Source organism: Nitratireductor sp. (assembly GCF_017794765.1).
Classification (GTDB): domain Bacteria; phylum Pseudomonadota; class Alphaproteobacteria; order Rhizobiales; family Rhizobiaceae; genus Nitratireductor.
In genome coordinates this window covers 2,158,556-2,174,395 of the sequence record NZ_CP051236.1, presented here as the reverse complement: position 1 = coordinate 2,174,395, position 15,840 = coordinate 2,158,556, and the positions used below count along the sequence as shown (strand labels likewise).

The following is a 15,840-nucleotide window of genomic DNA, read 5'->3' as shown; positions in this document are numbered from 1 at the left end:
CCATTTCCATCGCTATCGATATCCCATTGATTCGGCTGCATAAATATGAGGTTCGATGCAGCTCTTTCAAAATCGTATCGAAATCGATACGGTTCGTGTAAATTTCATATCGGATCGGATTTCATGAAACTCGAGATTCATACGCTTACGCGCGTCGGCATAGCCGCTGATGTTCTTTCAGTGTTTTCTCAGCATGGCTTTGTGCTCAGGGGCGTGGAGATCAAATGGCATTTCATCTATGTGGACGTGCCCCGGTTGCGGGATGACCACTGCGATGCCCTTTTTGCAACGCTTCTCGAGGTCGATGGCGTTCATGCGGTGCAAAAAATCGATATGCTTCCCGGAGAGGTACGCCGCTATCAGCTCGACACGCTGGTCGCTGCCATGCAGGAACCGCTTTTCGTGGTCGACGCTGACAGTTGCGTGATTATGATCAATGAAGCCGGAAACAACCTCGTTTCACAAGGCGATTTCATCGACCATTCCATCGGAAAGCCCGAACCGCATCTGTCTGATTCAGCGACCGGCAGACAGCTGCAGAAGCTGATTTCCCACGGAGGGAGCGTGGAGATTCCGGTCGGGCGAAAAAGTTACTACGTGGTGGTCATTCCGATCGCTCATGATCAAAGCAGCGGTGAGCGCGGAACGAAAGAGCGCCTGGGCGCGATGCTGCTCTTCCGCTCCCTGGCTCAGATCGGCCATGACCTTTCCCGGGTTTCCAACCAACCGACAGAGGACGCGTTCTCACAAATCCTGGGAACGGCGCCTGTTCTTGTCCGCGCCCGCGATCTCATCGCGCGGTTCGCGCCCATTAACGCAACGATACTCATCCAAGGCGAAACAGGAACTGGCAAGGAACTCGCCGCACGTGCGTGCCACGATCTCAGTCCCCGGAAAAACAAAAGCTTTCTTGCTTTGAACTGTGCAGCCATTCCAGAAAATCTCGCGGAAAGTGAGCTGTTCGGTCACGAACCGGGCGCTTTTTCCGGGGCCGGCGCCAATGGCAAGCCGGGCCTTGTGGAACTGGCGGATGGGGGAACGCTCTTCCTGGACGAGATCGGCGAGTTGTCGCCTTATATCCAGGCCAAGCTCCTGCGCTTTCTTGAAGATGGCAGTTTCCTCCGGGTCGGGGGCAAAGCAGCGCGCCGCGTTGATGTCCGGCTTATCGCTGCCACCCATCGCAATCTGGAAAAGCGCGTTGCCGAAGGCCGGTTCCGGCAGGATCTTTACTACCGGCTGAACGTCTTGTCTCTTGAGCTTCCCGCCTTGCGGGACCGGAGAGAAGACATTCCCATGCTCGCTGAAACCTTCACCCAACGGGCGAGCAGACAGATTGGTCGCACCCCTGTCGATGTACCCAGGACCGTCATGCGCCACCTTCAGATCGCCGATTGGCCGGGAAATGTGCGTCAGCTGCAGAATGCGATTTTTCGCGCAGTTTCCATGTTGAAGGACAGTGAAAACCACCTGTCGATCAGCGCATTCCCAGACAATAGGGCATCCGCGAAAAGCGATGAAAGCCTTTCAGAAGCCCCCGCCGAAAAAGTTTTGGAAAGCCAGATTCTAAAAGCACCTGATTTCAAAAGCGCGCAGGCCTTGTTCGAGCGCTTCCTCTTGCGGGCCCATTTCAAAGATCACCCGTCAAGTCGCAAACTGGCAAAGCGCCTGGACATCTCGCACACTGTCGCTGCCCGCAAACTGAAGCGGGCAGCGCTGAAACCCTGAGGAGGGCTATGCGGCGCGGCGCACCTCGCCGGAAAGGGGGATACCGCGTGAAACGGTCATGGCGTTGGGGCTGAACTCGACAGCCGCCTTCCGGATATCTTCAAGCTGTACATCATCGGCATCGCAATCGACGTCGATCTGATACTCCAGCCCGAGCATTTCCACCTTGGCATCATCCCGAAGGTTGAGAAAGCCGGCAAGATCAAGGCTGCCCTTGACCGTAACATTCAGCTTGCGCACCGCCACTTTCTTAACAGAAGCGTTGACGATGAAGCCGACCATGATGCAAGCGCCGACACCCGACATCAGATATTCTTGAGGCGTGGGCCCTTTGCTTTCACCAAGCAGCTGTGGCGGCTCGTCCACCACCCAGGAAAAATTTCGCGAAATCTCCTCCCCGCCCAGTGACATGGGCAGGGTGCGGACATTCGCCCGCACACCCGATTGCCAGGCGAGGGAGACGCCATAGGAAGCAATACCCGCCTCCGGTTTTTCCCGGATCGCCTGACGCGCACCGGCGAGAGCTTCGGTATCAACATTGTTCAGCATGATGACCTTTCTTTCTGCTGTTTTCTGCATATGCGCCGGAACCATCATGGACGCGGCGTTATCGGCCCCTCCCCGTCACCGGCCCATGGCCGCGGGCAGCCACAAGGCAATTTGCGGAAGGAACCAGATGAGGATCAGCGCCAGGATCTGCACGCCGACAAAAGGTATGACCCCACGATAGATGTCCGTGGTCCGAATTGAGGCTGGAGCTACGCCCTTGAGATAGAACAACGCGTAACCGAAGGGTGGCGTCAGGAAGGAGGTCTGCAGGACGATGCCCATCATCACGCCCAGCCAGACCGGATCCGCGCCCAAAACAAACAGGACCGGCGCGACAAGCGGTACGACGATGTAGATGATCTCCACGATATCGATGAAGAAACCCAGGAGGAACATCACGCCCAGAACGACCACGATGGCCGTCGTCAGTCCACCCGGAAGCCCGCTCAGCGCCTCGTGAATAATGTCATCACCCCCCATGCCGCGAAAGACCAGCGAGAAGAGCGCCGCGCCGATCATGATGCTGAAGATCATGACTGTGATCTTGACGGTGGACTGGAAGGCAGATGCCATGACCCCGGCCTTGTGAAGCTTCAAAAAGCTGACCCCGAGACCCGTTAGAACCAGCACCACGCTGACTGCCGCAAGGAAGATGGCAACGACGTCACCTAAAGGAATCTGCGAGCGTGCGACACGAAGATCGAAGAAGGCTTGCAAGCCAAGCGCAACGACGAGTGCGACGATAGCGAGCACAATCAGGCTGTTGCCTGTCTGCCCTCCACGCAATCCCGCCAGAAAAATCGCACCGACAGCGCCCACAGAGGCTGCTTCCGTCGGCGTTGCGATACCAGCGATGATCGACCCCAGCACTGCGATGATAAGAACGAGCGGTGCGACCAGTGCGCGCAAGGCTTCCCGCAACGGGTGTTTCTCCGCAGGAACGCTCTCCTCCCTGACCGGCGGACAGAGCTGCGGTGCGAAAATCGCCACTGCGATTTGCCACATTATATAAAGCCCTGCCAATGCCAGCCCGGGGAAGAGCGCACCGGCAAACAGATCCCCCACGGACAAGGGTTCGGGAGCGAAATTTCCCTGTTTGAGCTGAGCCTGCTGATATGCTGGTGAAAGCGCGTCACCCAACAGAATAAGCACTGTGGACGGGGGAATAATCTGTCCCAACGTTCCCGCCGCCGCGATGGACCCCGATGCCAGGCGCGGAGAGTATCGATGGCGTAGCATGAGTGGCAACGATACCAGACCCATGGCCACCACTGTTGCCCCGACAATTCCGGTGGAAGCTGCCAGCAGCGCACCGACGATCGTGACAGAGATACCCAACCCTCCCGGCAATCGTCCGAACAGCCGGGCCATGCTGTAGAGCAGCTCTTCAGCGACTTTCGAGCGTTCTAGGATAACCCCCATTGCGACGAAAATCGGAATGGCCACCAGAACATCGTTGGTGATGATCCCGTAAAGACGCTCGGGGAAATATCCAAGAAACGAGAGGTTGAAGAGGCCGATGGAGGCACCGATCCCGGCAAAGATCAGGGCAATGCCGCCAAGTGTGAATGCAACCGGAAACCCCGTCAGGAGCACCAGACAGGACGCCACGAAGTAGATTGTGAGGAAGATTTCCTGGCTCATAGTCAGACTCCGGCGCTGTGGTCGACACCGTCCGTGGTATCGGGCTCGTCGTATCGATAGACGAGCCAGGCACGGGCAATCATCGACAGGCCCTGAGCCAAAAGGAGGATGGCGAAGAACAGCATGCTTGTTTTCACGAGATAGACGCCGGGCAGTCCGGACAATTCGCGCGAACCCTCCAGAACCGACCAGGATCGGCCGACATAAGGAGCCGTGACGTAGAGCATGAAAACGCACATCGGCAGCAGGTAGAGGAGTCCCCCCAACAGATCGAGCAATGCCCGGCTACGCGTTTTGGCGGCGGAATAGAAAATATCGAGCCGAACATGCCCGTCATGGCGCAGCGTGTAGGCCGCCAGAAACATCAACACGACCGCATGGGTGTAGATGATGGATTCCTGGAGCTTGATCGACCCAAGACCAAATACGTAGCGCAGGACCACCACCAGAAACTGGATCAGGATCAAGACGCCTATCAGCCAGGAGCCCCACCTTCCCAGCCGGTCATTGAACCTGTCGATGCTATCGCTGAAACCTGTCAGAAATCTCTGGCTCATTGTGCTCCCCCTTGAACCCGCATATTCATCGATCCGAGCGGCCGCAAAAGCGGCCGCCAGAGCGGTTGTTCAAGGCTTCAGGAGCTTTTCGAGGAAGAGCTGACGATTTGCGATATAGGCCCCATTGGAAACGCGGGTCCATTTGGACACATCGTTGCGGAAAGAGACATAGCTTTCATACACCTTGCGTGTGATCGCGTCCTTGTCCGCGAGCTCTTTGAGAACGATCTCTGTCTGCTCGCCAAACGCATTGAAAACGTCTGCCGGCATCTCGCGAAGCTCGACACCGTGATCGTCCACCAGCGTTTCAAGCGCTTTCATGTTGTTGAAGTAGAACTCTGCTGGAACCGCTGTGTTTTCGACCCGGCAGGCGGTGGCGATGGCGTTCTGATCGAACGCGTCGAGCCCGTCCCAAAGCGTCTTGTTGGTGCCAAGACACAAGGTCGATGCCGGTTCATGAAAACCGGGCCAATAATAGTATTTCGCGACCTTGTAGAAGCCGAGCGACAGATCGTTCCATGGACCGACCCACTCGGCAGCGTCGATCGCACCCGACTGCAGGGAAGTATACACCTCGCCCGCCGGCATGGTCAGCGTATTGGCGCCAAGGCGCCGCAACACTTCACCGCCAACCCCCGGCATTCGGAACTTCAGCCCCTTGAAGTCTTCCGGCGAATTGATCTCCTTGTTGAACCAGCCGCCCATCTGGACACCGTTATTGCCGCACAGATGCGGCTTGATCCCAAAGCCGGCGCTGACCTCGTCCCAAAGCTCCTGACCGCCGCCGTGATAGACCCAGGCATCAAGTTCGTTCGAGATCAGACCGAACGGCACGGTCGAAAAGAAGTTGTAGGCGGATGATTTGCCCTGAAAATAGTAATCCGCCGAGTGATACATGTCGGCCTTGCCAGAGGAGACGGCGTCGAAGACCTCAAACGCCGGCACGAGTTCTCCGGCACCGTACACCTTGATGGTGATCCGCCCATCCGTCATGCGCTGGACGCTGTCAGCGATCCTTTCGGCGCTGGTTCCCTGACCGGGAAAGTTCTTTGGCCAGGATGTCACCATGGAAAGTTCCCTGGTTCCCTTGGCCAGAGCAGGACTTGCCAAGCCCGCGACACCGGCTCCCCCCGCAATACCCCCCAGCACTTTGCGTCTGTTCAACATGTTTTCCTCCCATGTCTTGTTATCCATACAGATTGATTGCCCCACAGCGCGTATGGAGGACGCTGCTACCATTCAGCCGAGATGTACTTGGCCTCCATGAATTCCAGAATCCCGTGATGTGCGCCCTCGCGTCCCAAACCACTTTGCTTTACGCCACCGAAGGGCGCGGCAGGGTCGGAGACGATCCCGCGGTTGATGGCGATCATCCCTGCTTCCAGCCGCTCGCTGACCCGCAATGCACGTCTGAAGTCTTCGGTAAAGACATAGGCGACAAGGCCATACTCGGTGTCGTTGGCCGATCTGATGGCGGCGTCTTCATCTTGGAACCGGATGACAGGCGCGACCGGACCAAAAATCTCTTCCTGCAGCAGAAGCGCATTCTCCGGAATTTCAGCGAGCACCGTTGGCTGATAGTAATGTCCGGGCTGGGTGACCTGCTTGCCGCCCGTCACCACGCGCGCTCCTTTGGAGACTGCGTCTTTCACAAGGCCGCCGACCGTTTCGACCGCCTGTGCATTGACCAGGGGTCCGCAATCGGTCGACTCCTTCGCCGCTTCATCAAGCGTCAGCGCTTCCATCCGCTGGCCAAGACGCTCGACAAAAGCGTCATAAATCTTGTCCTGCACATAGATGCGGTTCGCGGCCGTGCACGCCTCACCACCATTGCGCATCTTCGCCAGCATGACCCCCTCGATCGCCTTGTCGAGATCGGCATCATCAAAAACGAGAACCGGAGCGTTGCCACCCAATTCCATGGAACAATGGACGACCGTGTCGGCAGCTTCACGGAGAAGAATACGTCCGACTTCCGTGGACCCAGTGAAGGAGAGCTTGCGCACCCGCGGGTCGTGGAGGATGGAGCTGACCGTCTTACCGGAGGAGGAGGTGGTCAGTATGTTCACGACACCCGCGGGTACGCCTGCTTCCGCCAGGATTTCTCCCATGACGAAAGCCGTTAAAGGGGTTTCGGTGGCCGGCTTGAGAATGCAGGTGCAACCTGCTGCAAGGGCCGGCGCGATCTTCCGCGTCGCCATGGCCGCCGGGAAATTCCAGGGTGTCACCAGCATGGCAATTCCCATTGGCTCGTATTGAACCAGGATGCGGCTTGCGCCGCCCGGTGCAACGCTGACATCACCATTCACGCGCACCGCTTCCTCGGAGAACCACCGGAAGAACTCCGCCGCATAGGCAACTTCGCCGCGCGCATCCTTCAATGCCTTCCCATTCTCCAGTGAGATGAGTCGGGCCAGTTTCTCCTTGTCGCGCTGCATCAGGTCAAAGCAGCGCCGCAAGATTTCTCCGCGCTCGCGGGGGGCAGTCGCGCGCCAGCCTGCCGCAGCTTGTTCGGCCGCGTCGATCGCTTTTCGTGCATCGTCCAGTGTGGCATCCGCGACGCTGGCAAGAACCTCGCCATTGGAGGGATTATAGACGGGGATGCGCTTGCCGCTGCTGCCTTCGCACCATTCACCGCCGATGAGAAGATTCGTCGGGACTTGAGAGATCTGTAGTGTCATGTCGCTTTCCGTAATGTTTTGAATGCCGGGCGCTTAAAGCCCTGTGTGTGCGTCATCCACGATCTGGCGCACACTCTCGAGATCGAGCGGGCGCGGATTGTTGTTGACCAAGCGACCAGCAAGCAGTGCTTTTTCTGCGATCCAGTCCAGCCGATCCCCTGGAACGCCGAGTTCGCCTAGGGTTTGCGGAATACCGATTGAGGAGAAAAGCGCGCAGACATTCTCGATAGCCATATCCGCGAGGGCGTCTTCATCCAGCTGCGTTTCCGCACCCATTGCCCTGGCTATTTGTGCAAACTCGTTTGTGCACTGGGGACGGTTGAAGCGCATTACAAACGGCATTAACGCAGCGACACCGAGGCCATGCGCCGTCTTGGTGAGAGCCCCAACCGGATACTGTATGGCGTGCGCTGCCGCCGTCCCCGCAACGCCGAAAGCCAGACCCGCCACGACGGATCCATACATCATCATCCGGCGGGCCTCGAGGTCGGAACCATTCGCGACGGCTTTTGGAAGCGCCTGCGAGATTGCACGGATCGCCTCGAGCGCATGGTAATCGCTCATCACGTTCTTCCCGACGAACACGCGCTCGAAAGCGATCTCCGAAGAGGGCGAATGCCGGATTGCCGTATAAGCCTCAAGGGCATGTGTCAGCGCATCGGCACCGGCAATTGCGGTAAGAGATGTCGGGCACGTAATCGTCAATTCGGGATCGCAGATGGCTGCTTCCGGCACCAGAAAGGGACTGGAAACGCCGACTTTCAGCTCCCGTTCGCTGTCCGCCAGAACGGCCACCGGTGTAACTTCCGAGCCTGTGCCGGCGGTGGTCGGGATAGCGACCACCGGAATGATCGGACCGGGTACCTTCATCTCGCCATAGTAGTCGGGAAGCGACCCGCCATGCGCGAGCAGAAGGCTGACCAGCTTGGCAAGATCAAGACAACTTCCGCCGCCCACTCCGACAATGACTGTGGGAGCGAAATCCCTGTAGGCTTCCGCGCATTCTTGCACACCGGCAATTGGCAGTTCTGGCTCCGTCCCATCGAAGATGCGGACCTCTATGCCTTGTGCTTCCATCAGCGATTTGAGTTCGGCCATCTCCTGCGTCGCGGCGAAACGCTCATCTGTGCACACCAGCGCCCTTTTACCGAAACCCGCTGCAACGCGACCGACTGCCCTTCGCTGGCCATCGCCGAACAGTACTGTTCTGGCGGGCCGCATCACTCCGAACGCATCAAACATCAACCTCTTCCCCCGTGGTTGTTCGGCTCTCCCGCCAACGCACAGATGCGCTGCCAAACGGGCTCCGCAATCTCCAGTGTCTTCCCGGCCCGTTCCTTACGACTGCGGCGCGCCCGGTCGCCCGGCACCTGCACGGGACGATCAGGGTGCGCTGGTTCGCATTCGCGGATTGCGTTGAGATAGTGACCAATATTCTCCACCGTCTGTGCATCGGAGGGCTCCATGACAATGAAGAGATCGCCCTTATTGCAGCGCACGGTAGAGTCGAGTGTTCCTTTTACGTCCCGCCCCAGCGCCGAGGCGGTCATACCGGCAACCAAAACCTCGAAAGCCAGGCCAAGCGCATAGCCCTTGGCATCGCCGAAGGGCGCGATGGCACCGTCGCGCGCGGCCGCAGCATCCGTGGTGGGATCGCCCTTGGCGTCCAGCGCCCATCCGGGCTCAAGAGCTTCTCCACGATTGGCATAGTCATGAACCTTGCCCATCGAGACCTTGCTGGTCGCCATGTCGAGAACGAGGGGAGCAGGCTTGGCTGGAACACCAATCGCAATCGGATTGGTGCCAACCATAGCGAACCGTCCACCCCACGGATGAACCAGAGCCTCGCTCGTGGTCAGGGCCAGCATGATCTGGCCTTTCTCCGCGACACGCTCGGCATAAACAGCCAGCATGCCGAGATGATTGCTGTCGCGGATCGCGGCGGCAGCGATACCCGTCGTCACCGCTCGCGCGGAGATCTGCGCGATGGCAGTGTTGGCGACAACTGGTCCCAAACCGCCTTCGCCCTCGACGGCGAGAAGAGCTTTACCTTTCCAGTTGCTTTTGCCCTTTGTCGTCGGGTTGGCAACGTCATTGGCGATGCGCTCCACGATCCTTGGCAGGCGCAACAGACCGTGTGACGGGTGACCGCGCAACTCAGCTTCCATCCACACATCGAGTTGCGTTCTCGCGTTTTCCTCCGGAACGCCCCCGCGCATCAAAGCCGCAAGTGCCGTGCGATGCGCCTCCTCCACTGAAATCTGCATAACGTTCCCATCAATCAAATCCGATACGATATATTATCGGTAAGAGTACTTCTCGCCTCTGTCAAGCGTGGAGAGCAGGAGTTGGTAAAACGGACGCCTTGATTATTTGGGGCGAGTTTCCTTTTCTGAGCAAAAGCAAATGCTTAAGACCCGGCTAGCTTTTTGGCATGCAGGTGACAGGGAGGGAGTTTTCGCACCAGGCGGGTCGGCGCAACACTCCTTTCCAGCAGAAAAGCTGGCACCGGCCTTCGACAGCCTATGAACTTCACGGCTAGCACTCGAAAATACGATACGATATTACAACGGGAGTTCTTGCTGCACGGCACCACCTCGCTTCCGTTAGAAACAGGATTCCAAATGCTAGAAGTTCCCCCCATAAGACAAAGGCAGTCCTTGGGAGACGAAGTCTATGAGCGACTGCTGGCCTCACTTATTTCATTGAAAATTCCTCCAGGAAGCCGGATTTCCGTCGACGCATTGGCCCGCAAGCTGAAGGTTTCCCAAACTCCGATCCGCGCGGCCTTGATCCGCCTGGAAACTCAAGGCTTGGTGGTGAGCGCACACAATGTGGGATACAGCGCCGCCCCTTTGCCGACCGCAAACCAGTTCTCCGACATGTATGACTTTCGCCTCCTGGTGGAACCTCCCATGGCGAGGCGTGCTGCTGAACGGACTGGACCGAAGGAAAAAAAGGAACTGACCACCCTTGCCGGGGCCATGCAGCGCCCGCTCGCGACTGGCAAGCGGGCGGAGTATGGGCGCTTCGCTTTGAGCGATAGTGCATTTCACTTGTGGGTCGCCCGCAAGGGCGGCAACACGGTTGTGGTCGATGCGCTCGAACGGCTTCATATTCACTCACAACTTTTCCGGCTACGCTATCACTCGGCCGTCACCAGTGAGGCGATCAAGGAACATGATGCAATTGTGCAGGCAATTGTTGCGGGAGACGGCAAAGGCGCCCACCGCGCGATGGAACAACACATCATCGCGTCGCGTGAGCGTATGGAGCCCTTCTTCAAGGATATTGAGGAGGAACCGGACGTATGACCACGCGCATCTGGTACCCAGCGCCAGTCAGCGCCGCCCGTCAGCCATGAGAACGGCATCAGATTGTCTTCGCAGCAAAAGCATGCAGACAGCCCCGAAGGCTGGCCCGAGTGAAAGGAATGCAAACGCGTAGCGCCAACTCACAGCTTCCACGACCAACGGCATGAGCTGTATGCTCATGATGGTCAAAAGGAAGCCCAACGACGTTTGAAGTGTCACCATCGTTCCGACCATTTCAGAGGGGACGAGTTCTGCAATTGCGGCGGAAAACTGGGCAGAGTCAGCGATCACACTTACACCCCATATGAGGGCGATGGTCATCAACCACCACAGGCCAAGCGGCGGTGCAAATCCGATCAATGCAGCGCATAGACCGCTGATGAGCATCGCACTGGTCGCGACGACGCTGCGCCCGATACGGTCGGCGAGAAGCCCCGCTGCAACACAGCCGACAGCGCCAATGGCGATCACGACAAATGCAGCCAGACTTTCGCGCCCCGTCCAGTCAGAGCCGGTTTGCGGCAAAGCCCAGACCAGGAACACGGGAATCCACGTCCACATGGCATAGAGCTCCCACATGTGTCCCAGATACCCGCCATTGGCCAGAAACACGGAGGGACGGCGCAGTTGAACAAATGCGTCCGCCGGGCGAAATGCAGGGCTCTGCCGGTGCTGCGGGCCGAGCGCTACACTGAGAATGAAGAATCCCGAAGCAACCGCGCTTGTTGACGCTAGCACCACTGTCATGCGCCAATCCACGCTCCCCAGCGAAGAAAATGCATGGGGAAGCGCGGAGCCGAGTGTCAGAGCGCCGACAAGCCCTCCGATCATCAACCCCATTGCCCCTTTTGCCCACCCCCCGGCCAACTTGACCCCGACCGGATAGACACCAGCGAGAAACATTCCCGTCAAAAATCGCAGAGCGATGGGTCCATTCCCGTCGAACCCAGTGAGAAGCAGGGCCAGATTCGCACCCGCCCCCATGAGACTTGCAAGACAAAAAACCCGGCGCGGATCAAAACGATCCGAAAGGCCGGTAACAGCACTCAGCAATGTTCCCGCCACAAAACCGAGCTGGACAGCGATCGTCAGCCACCCGGCCTGACGGGCGGTAAGGTCACCGGTTTCAAGCATCTGGGCCGCAGGCGCAGAGGCCGAGAACCACAGCGCCATACTCGCGACTTGGCACACAATGATCGTTGCCACTGCCCACCTGCGGCGCTGCCGCCTGAAATCATCTGTCAAGCGTCCTCCCCCGCCCACATGGCGCTTGAGCTTCCAGCATTGCCGACCGGAAAAGGTGACTTCATCGAGCCACGTCCCGTTTCTGGAAGCCAACCACCGAAAGTTCCTGAGAGGCTTGGTCACAACACATCCGGGGAACCCTGTTCACGGCTGGGGTTTTGATCGAGGCAGAGGCTAAATGAAAAATCGATTCACTACCAAACATACGATGATTGGGGGTCGCCCATTTTACCCGGGCGGCTCCATATTTGACATGACGGCAAGCACTGCATCGGCAACACGATCCGCATCGCTCGAAGACATACCGGCAATATTGATACGGCCAAAATCCGTTCCATAAATCCCGAAACCCTCCCGCAGACGCATCATTTGATCCGTGTTGAGAGGCAGTATCGAAAACATGCCCTTTTGCTTCCCGACCGCGATCAGATCGGCTCGGTTGGTCCGGTTCAAAAACGCCTCGGCGAGCGCACGACGATTGCCGACAATTCTCAAGCGCATCTCTTCCAGCTCCAAAAGCCAGCTTTCGCGTAGCGCCTCATCCTCCATCACCATCGCCGCCAGCGAGGCACCGTGGTATGGCGGCATGGAGTAGCTGCGGCGCGCCAACCCCTGAAGCACACCGCGAACATCATCCGCCGCTCCAGGCTTCTCTCTCAAGATTGTCGCGCAGCCCACACGTTCACTGTAGAGACCCATATTTTTTGAACAGCTCGCGGCAACCAGGACTTCGCCCACCGTTTCAGCCATGTAGCGCAACCCTGCGAGGTCGGCCTCAAGTCCATCTCCCAACCCGTGATAGGCACTGTCGATCAGCGGCACGATACCTTTCTTGCGACAAAGCCCGGAAAGCGAAGACCAGAGTTCGGGCGGCATGTCTATGCCGGAAGGGTTATGGCAGCACGCATGCAGGACCAGAACATCACCTTGATGCGCACCTTCAAGACCGTTCAGCATGGCAGCGACATCCAGGTCACCGCCCACTTGGCGGTACGGAAACTTCTGCACCTTCAGACCGGCGGCCCTGAAGATCGGTTCGTGGTTGACGTAACCGGGATCGCTTACCCAAATCGTCACATCAGACCTCAGATGCGCGATCAGATCTGCAAGCAACCGCAAAGCTCCGGTTCCACCCACCGTTTGCTGCGTCACCGCGCGCTCAATCAATGCCGGAGTGCCAAGCAGTTGCCGCGACATCAACTGATTGAAGGTTTCATGCCCGGCCAAAGGAGGATAGGTCTTGGAGACTCGTCCCCGCGCCCAGTGCATTTCCGCCTGATGGACAGCTTCCATAACCGGGGTCTCACCACTCTCATCACGATAAACGCCAATGAGAAGATCAAGCTTTTCAGGCCGCGGGTCCGCTTTGAAACGGCCCGTAAGCGCCCAAAGCGGATCGGTTGGCGTGGGTGTAATTGCATTCAACATGTGCAGGAAATCCTCCCAGTGAGATCGCGCTTTCTAATACAAAAATGCACGCTACCTCAGGGAAGCAATTCACATGCCAACCGCTGTCATTGAATGCCGTACTTGCGCAGCTTGTTCGCGACCGCCGTGTGAGAGATCCCGAGCTTGGTCGCAAGTTTGCGTGTGCTTGGATGTTCGGCATATAGCCGAGAAAGGAGACTGCGTTCAGCATGCTCCACGGCTTCAGCCAGTGTTTCCGGCTCCCCATGATTAGAAGTGTCCGCAATGCCCAGGGCTTCATTCGTGCCCTTAGATTGTCCTGCCCGAGCATCTCCGAGATCCCCTGGTTGAAGAACGTCCGTTTCTGCCAATGTCACCGCACGGAACAACACATTCTCCAGTTGCCGGGCATTTCCGGGCCAATCTGCCTCCCGGAGCATTGCCGCGGCAGTCGTTGATATCCCTGCAAACGTTCGACCTATCTGCGCCGCCGCGCGGCGCGCGAAGTGGTCAGCCAGCAGTGGGATATCGTCACGCCGCTCTCGCAACGGTGGAATGTGAATCGTAAGGACGTTCAGCCGGTAGTAGAGGTCTTCCCGGAAACTCCCTTCCTGCACCATAGCCGGCAGATCGCGATGCGTCGCAGCAAGAATGCGTACATTGACACGGGTCTCGGCCCTTCCGCCAACACGCATGAAGCTGCCATCCTGCAAAACCCTCAATAACTTGGCTTGCAGATAGGGCGACATCTCTCCCACCTCGTCGAGGAAAACGGTACCACGGTCAGCTAGTTCAAAAAGCCCTGGTTTTCCATTCTTCTGCGCACCGCTGAACGCCCCAGCCGCATAACCAAAGAGTTCGCTCTCGATGAGATTTTCCGGAAGGGCTGCGCAGTTAAGTGCAAGAAACGGCTTGTCCGCGCGATCTGAAGCGCGATGGCATTCATGGGCGACCAGTTCCTTGCCCGTACCGGTTTCCCCCGTAATCAGAAGCGGTGCATTGACAGTCCCGAAACGGCGAATCAGCTCCTTGACCTTCTTCAAGCCGGAAGAATGACCCACCAAACGGGCGCCTTCATCCCCCTCATGGCGGGAAAGAGCGTAAAGATCCTCACCAAGACTGCTTGGAGGGCGAAACAGGAGAACGGCTCCGTGCGGACCTCCCGGATCGTCTTCCACTACTGGCGGCGTTGACAGGAGATCAACACGGTAGGGTCGGCCTCCGATATTCACCTCCCGGCTACTACCATCCTCGCGTCGTTCCCTGATCGCACGCGCAATGTCGGGCGTCACGACAGCCTCAAGCCTCGGCAGTTCGCCAAGACTGGCTCGCGGAAGGCGCAGAGCCTCAAGAGCGGCGTCATTGGATGCCAGAATCCTGTTGCCAGCATCGAGCGCCAGAACAGGATCCGTAAGAGCGCCAAGCAGCGTGTCGAAATGCATCCGCCGACGCTCGCCAGGGAGCAGGTCGATCTCGCGCACCGACCAGACACCCGGTACTTGAAGGAGCCGGTCAGTGATTGCTGCAAGTCCTGCCGGTTTGAGGTTCGGCACATCAAGGTAGATGTGATGCCATACCACCTCGATGCCGCGCAGGAGCCAGTCCATCTGGGCGAAGACATCCAGCACCTCCCTCGTGATGCCTACCCGTGTCTCGGTAATCAGTTCAATACGCATTCTGTAAGAAATCCATTACGGTTTGCTAAATTTCGCGCAAAATTGTACACATTTCTTTCCATTCGGCAAGCAAGTGCCGGTCAGATCGCGATCCAAAACTGGCACAACCCTTGCGTGACTGCATTCCCGGATGCCGGAAAGGTCGCATCCGTTTAGGGGCCAGCCAGCCCTTTGACCTGAATTGGGAGGATTAAAATGCAGTCACTACGAAAGCTTGCTATCGCTATTGCCGCTGGTTTGATTTCCACTGCCGTCTGGGCCGAGGAAGAACTGGTTGTCGCCACCGACACGGCCTTCGTGCCCTTTGAGTACAAGGAGGGCGATAAATATGTTGGTTTCGATATCGACCTTTGGGATGCGGTCGCTCAACGGATCGGCGTGAAATACAAACTCCAACCGATGGATTTCAACGGCATCATTCCCGGCCTTCAGACCGGCCAGATCGATATCGCGATCGCTGGAATGACCATCAAGGAAGACCGCAAGAAGGTCATTGACTTCTCCGACGGCTATTATGACAGCGGCTTCCTTTTGATGGTCCCGGTGGACAGCGATGTTCAGGGCCCGGAAGACATGGCCGGAAAAGTACTGGCAGCCAAGACTGGCACCGCGACCGTCGATTATGCCAAGGAGCACATGAAGGAGACCGAGCTGCGCCTCTTCCCTGTGAGCGACAACGCTTATCTTGAAGTTGTCACCGGCCGAGTGGATGGCGCCATGCACGACACGCCAAACGTTCTCTATTACATCAAGACAAACGGTCAGGGAAAAGTGCGACCAGCCGGCAAGCAGGTCATGGCCCACGAATATGGCATCGGGTTTCCCAAAGGCAGCCCTCTCGTCCCCAAGGTCAATGCGGCGCTGGCTGAAATCAAGGACGATGGCACTTACGCTGAACTCTACATGAAGTGGTTCGGCTCCGAGCCTCCGGCAAAATAGGCATATCGCGTTCCGGCTGCGCCTCCGCGCGCCGGAACACTTTTCGCAGGGCGCGAGCGTCCCTGCCTGCCCAACTCTCAAACATGCAACGGCGCGTTGCTTC

Annotated in this window: 13 protein-coding genes; 3 read left to right on the top strand and 10 right to left on the bottom strand. The window is 57.9% G+C overall.

Annotated elements, in window-relative coordinates; translation table 11 throughout:
• Window positions 1-402 precede the first annotated feature (402 nt).
• Window positions 403-1,725, top strand: a complete 1,323-nt coding sequence (locus tag HF949_RS10275) for a sigma 54-interacting transcriptional regulator (RefSeq protein WP_292894726.1) — start codon at window positions 403-405, stop codon at window positions 1,723-1,725.
• Window positions 1,726-1,731: 6 nt separating this feature from the next.
• Here HF949_RS10275 and HF949_RS10270 read toward each other — a convergent pair whose 3' ends face one another.
• From HF949_RS10270 to HF949_RS10240, 7 genes are all read right to left on the bottom strand, one after another.
• Complete coding sequence (locus HF949_RS10270) at window positions 1,732-2,274, bottom strand: OsmC family protein (protein ID WP_292894723.1); 543 nt, start codon at window positions 2,272-2,274, stop codon at window positions 1,732-1,734.
• 75 nt (window positions 2,275-2,349) lie between these two features.
• A complete protein-coding gene (locus tag HF949_RS10265) occupies window positions 2,350-3,918 on the bottom strand; it encodes a TRAP transporter large permease (RefSeq protein WP_292894720.1) in 1,569 nt (522 codons plus the stop codon).
• Window positions 3,919-3,920: 2 nt separating this feature from the next.
• Complete coding sequence (locus tag HF949_RS10260; protein ID WP_292894717.1) at window positions 3,921-4,475, bottom strand: TRAP transporter small permease subunit; 555 nt, start codon at window positions 4,473-4,475, stop codon at window positions 3,921-3,923.
• Between the two features lie 69 nt (window positions 4,476-4,544).
• Entirely contained in the window at window positions 4,545-5,642 is a 1,098-nt protein-coding gene (locus HF949_RS10255) for a TRAP transporter substrate-binding protein (protein ID WP_292894715.1), read from the bottom strand.
• Window positions 5,643-5,707: 65 nt separating this feature from the next.
• On the bottom strand, window positions 5,708-7,156 hold the full coding sequence (locus HF949_RS10250) for an NAD-dependent succinate-semialdehyde dehydrogenase (protein ID WP_292894712.1): 1,449 nt from the start codon (window positions 7,154-7,156) through the stop codon (window positions 5,708-5,710).
• A 33-nt stretch (window positions 7,157-7,189) separates the two neighbouring features.
• Entirely contained in the window at window positions 7,190-8,398 is a 1,209-nt protein-coding gene (locus HF949_RS10245) for an iron-containing alcohol dehydrogenase (protein ID WP_292894709.1), read from the bottom strand.
• Window positions 8,398-9,423 (bottom strand): Ldh family oxidoreductase, encoded by a 1,026-nt coding sequence (locus HF949_RS10240; protein WP_292894706.1) that lies wholly within the window; start codon window positions 9,421-9,423, stop codon window positions 8,398-8,400. Before HF949_RS10240 ends, HF949_RS10245 begins: the two co-directional genes overlap by 1 nt.
• A 393-nt stretch (window positions 9,424-9,816) precedes the next feature.
• Between HF949_RS10240 and HF949_RS10235 the strand changes: the two genes are divergently transcribed.
• Entirely contained in the window at window positions 9,817-10,470 is a 654-nt protein-coding gene (locus HF949_RS10235; protein ID WP_292894703.1) for a GntR family transcriptional regulator, read from the top strand.
• Between the two features lie 27 nt (window positions 10,471-10,497).
• Here the strand turns inward: HF949_RS10235 and HF949_RS10230 are convergent, their stop codons facing one another.
• The 3 genes from HF949_RS10230 to HF949_RS10220 all read right to left on the bottom strand — a co-directional run bounded on the left by HF949_RS10230 (window position 10,498) and on the right by HF949_RS10220 (window position 14,798).
• Window positions 10,498-11,661 (bottom strand): MFS transporter, encoded by a 1,164-nt coding sequence (locus HF949_RS10230; protein WP_292900120.1) that lies wholly within the window; start codon window positions 11,659-11,661, stop codon window positions 10,498-10,500.
• Window positions 11,662-11,943: 282 nt separating this feature from the next.
• Complete coding sequence (locus HF949_RS10225) at window positions 11,944-13,143, bottom strand: aromatic amino acid transaminase (protein WP_292894700.1); 1,200 nt, start codon at window positions 13,141-13,143, stop codon at window positions 11,944-11,946.
• Between the two features lie 86 nt (window positions 13,144-13,229).
• Window positions 13,230-14,798, bottom strand: a complete 1,569-nt coding sequence (locus HF949_RS10220) for a sigma 54-interacting transcriptional regulator (RefSeq protein WP_292894697.1) — start codon at window positions 14,796-14,798, stop codon at window positions 13,230-13,232.
• A gap of 195 nt (window positions 14,799-14,993) precedes the next feature.
• Between HF949_RS10220 and glnH the strand changes: the two genes are divergently transcribed.
• Complete coding sequence (gene glnH / locus HF949_RS10215; protein WP_292894694.1) at window positions 14,994-15,737, top strand: glutamine ABC transporter substrate-binding protein GlnH; 744 nt, start codon at window positions 14,994-14,996, stop codon at window positions 15,735-15,737.
• Window positions 15,738-15,840 lie beyond the last annotated feature (103 nt).

What these genes read in the sequence shown, in the direction of transcription:
- HF949_RS10270 (WP_292894723.1), bottom strand. Translation starts at nt 2,274, where the DNA reads ATGCTGAACAATGTTGATACCGAAGCTCTCGCCGGTGCGCGTCAGGCG.
- HF949_RS10265 (WP_292894720.1), bottom strand. Translation starts at nt 3,918, where the DNA reads ATGAGCCAGGAAATCTTCCTCACAATCTACTTCGTGGCGTCCTGTCTG.
- HF949_RS10260 (WP_292894717.1), bottom strand. Translation starts at nt 4,475, where the DNA reads ATGAGCCAGAGATTTCTGACAGGTTTCAGCGATAGCATCGACAGGTTC.
- HF949_RS10255 (WP_292894715.1), bottom strand. Translation starts at nt 5,642, where the DNA reads ATGTTGAACAGACGCAAAGTGCTGGGGGGTATTGCGGGGGGAGCCGGT.
- HF949_RS10250 (WP_292894712.1), bottom strand. Translation starts at nt 7,156, where the DNA reads ATGACACTACAGATCTCTCAAGTCCCGACGAATCTTCTCATCGGCGGT.
- HF949_RS10245 (WP_292894709.1), bottom strand. Translation starts at nt 8,398, where the DNA reads ATGTTTGATGCGTTCGGAGTGATGCGGCCCGCCAGAACAGTACTGTTC.
- HF949_RS10240 (WP_292894706.1), bottom strand. Translation starts at nt 9,423, where the DNA reads ATGCAGATTTCAGTGGAGGAGGCGCATCGCACGGCACTTGCGGCTTTG.
- HF949_RS10225 (WP_292894700.1), bottom strand. Translation starts at nt 13,143, where the DNA reads ATGTTGAATGCAATTACACCCACGCCAACCGATCCGCTTTGGGCGCTT.
- HF949_RS10220 (WP_292894697.1), bottom strand. Translation starts at nt 14,798, where the DNA reads ATGCGTATTGAACTGATTACCGAGACACGGGTAGGCATCACGAGGGAG.
- glnH (WP_292894694.1), top strand. Translation starts at nt 14,994, where the DNA reads ATGCAGTCACTACGAAAGCTTGCTATCGCTATTGCCGCTGGTTTGATT.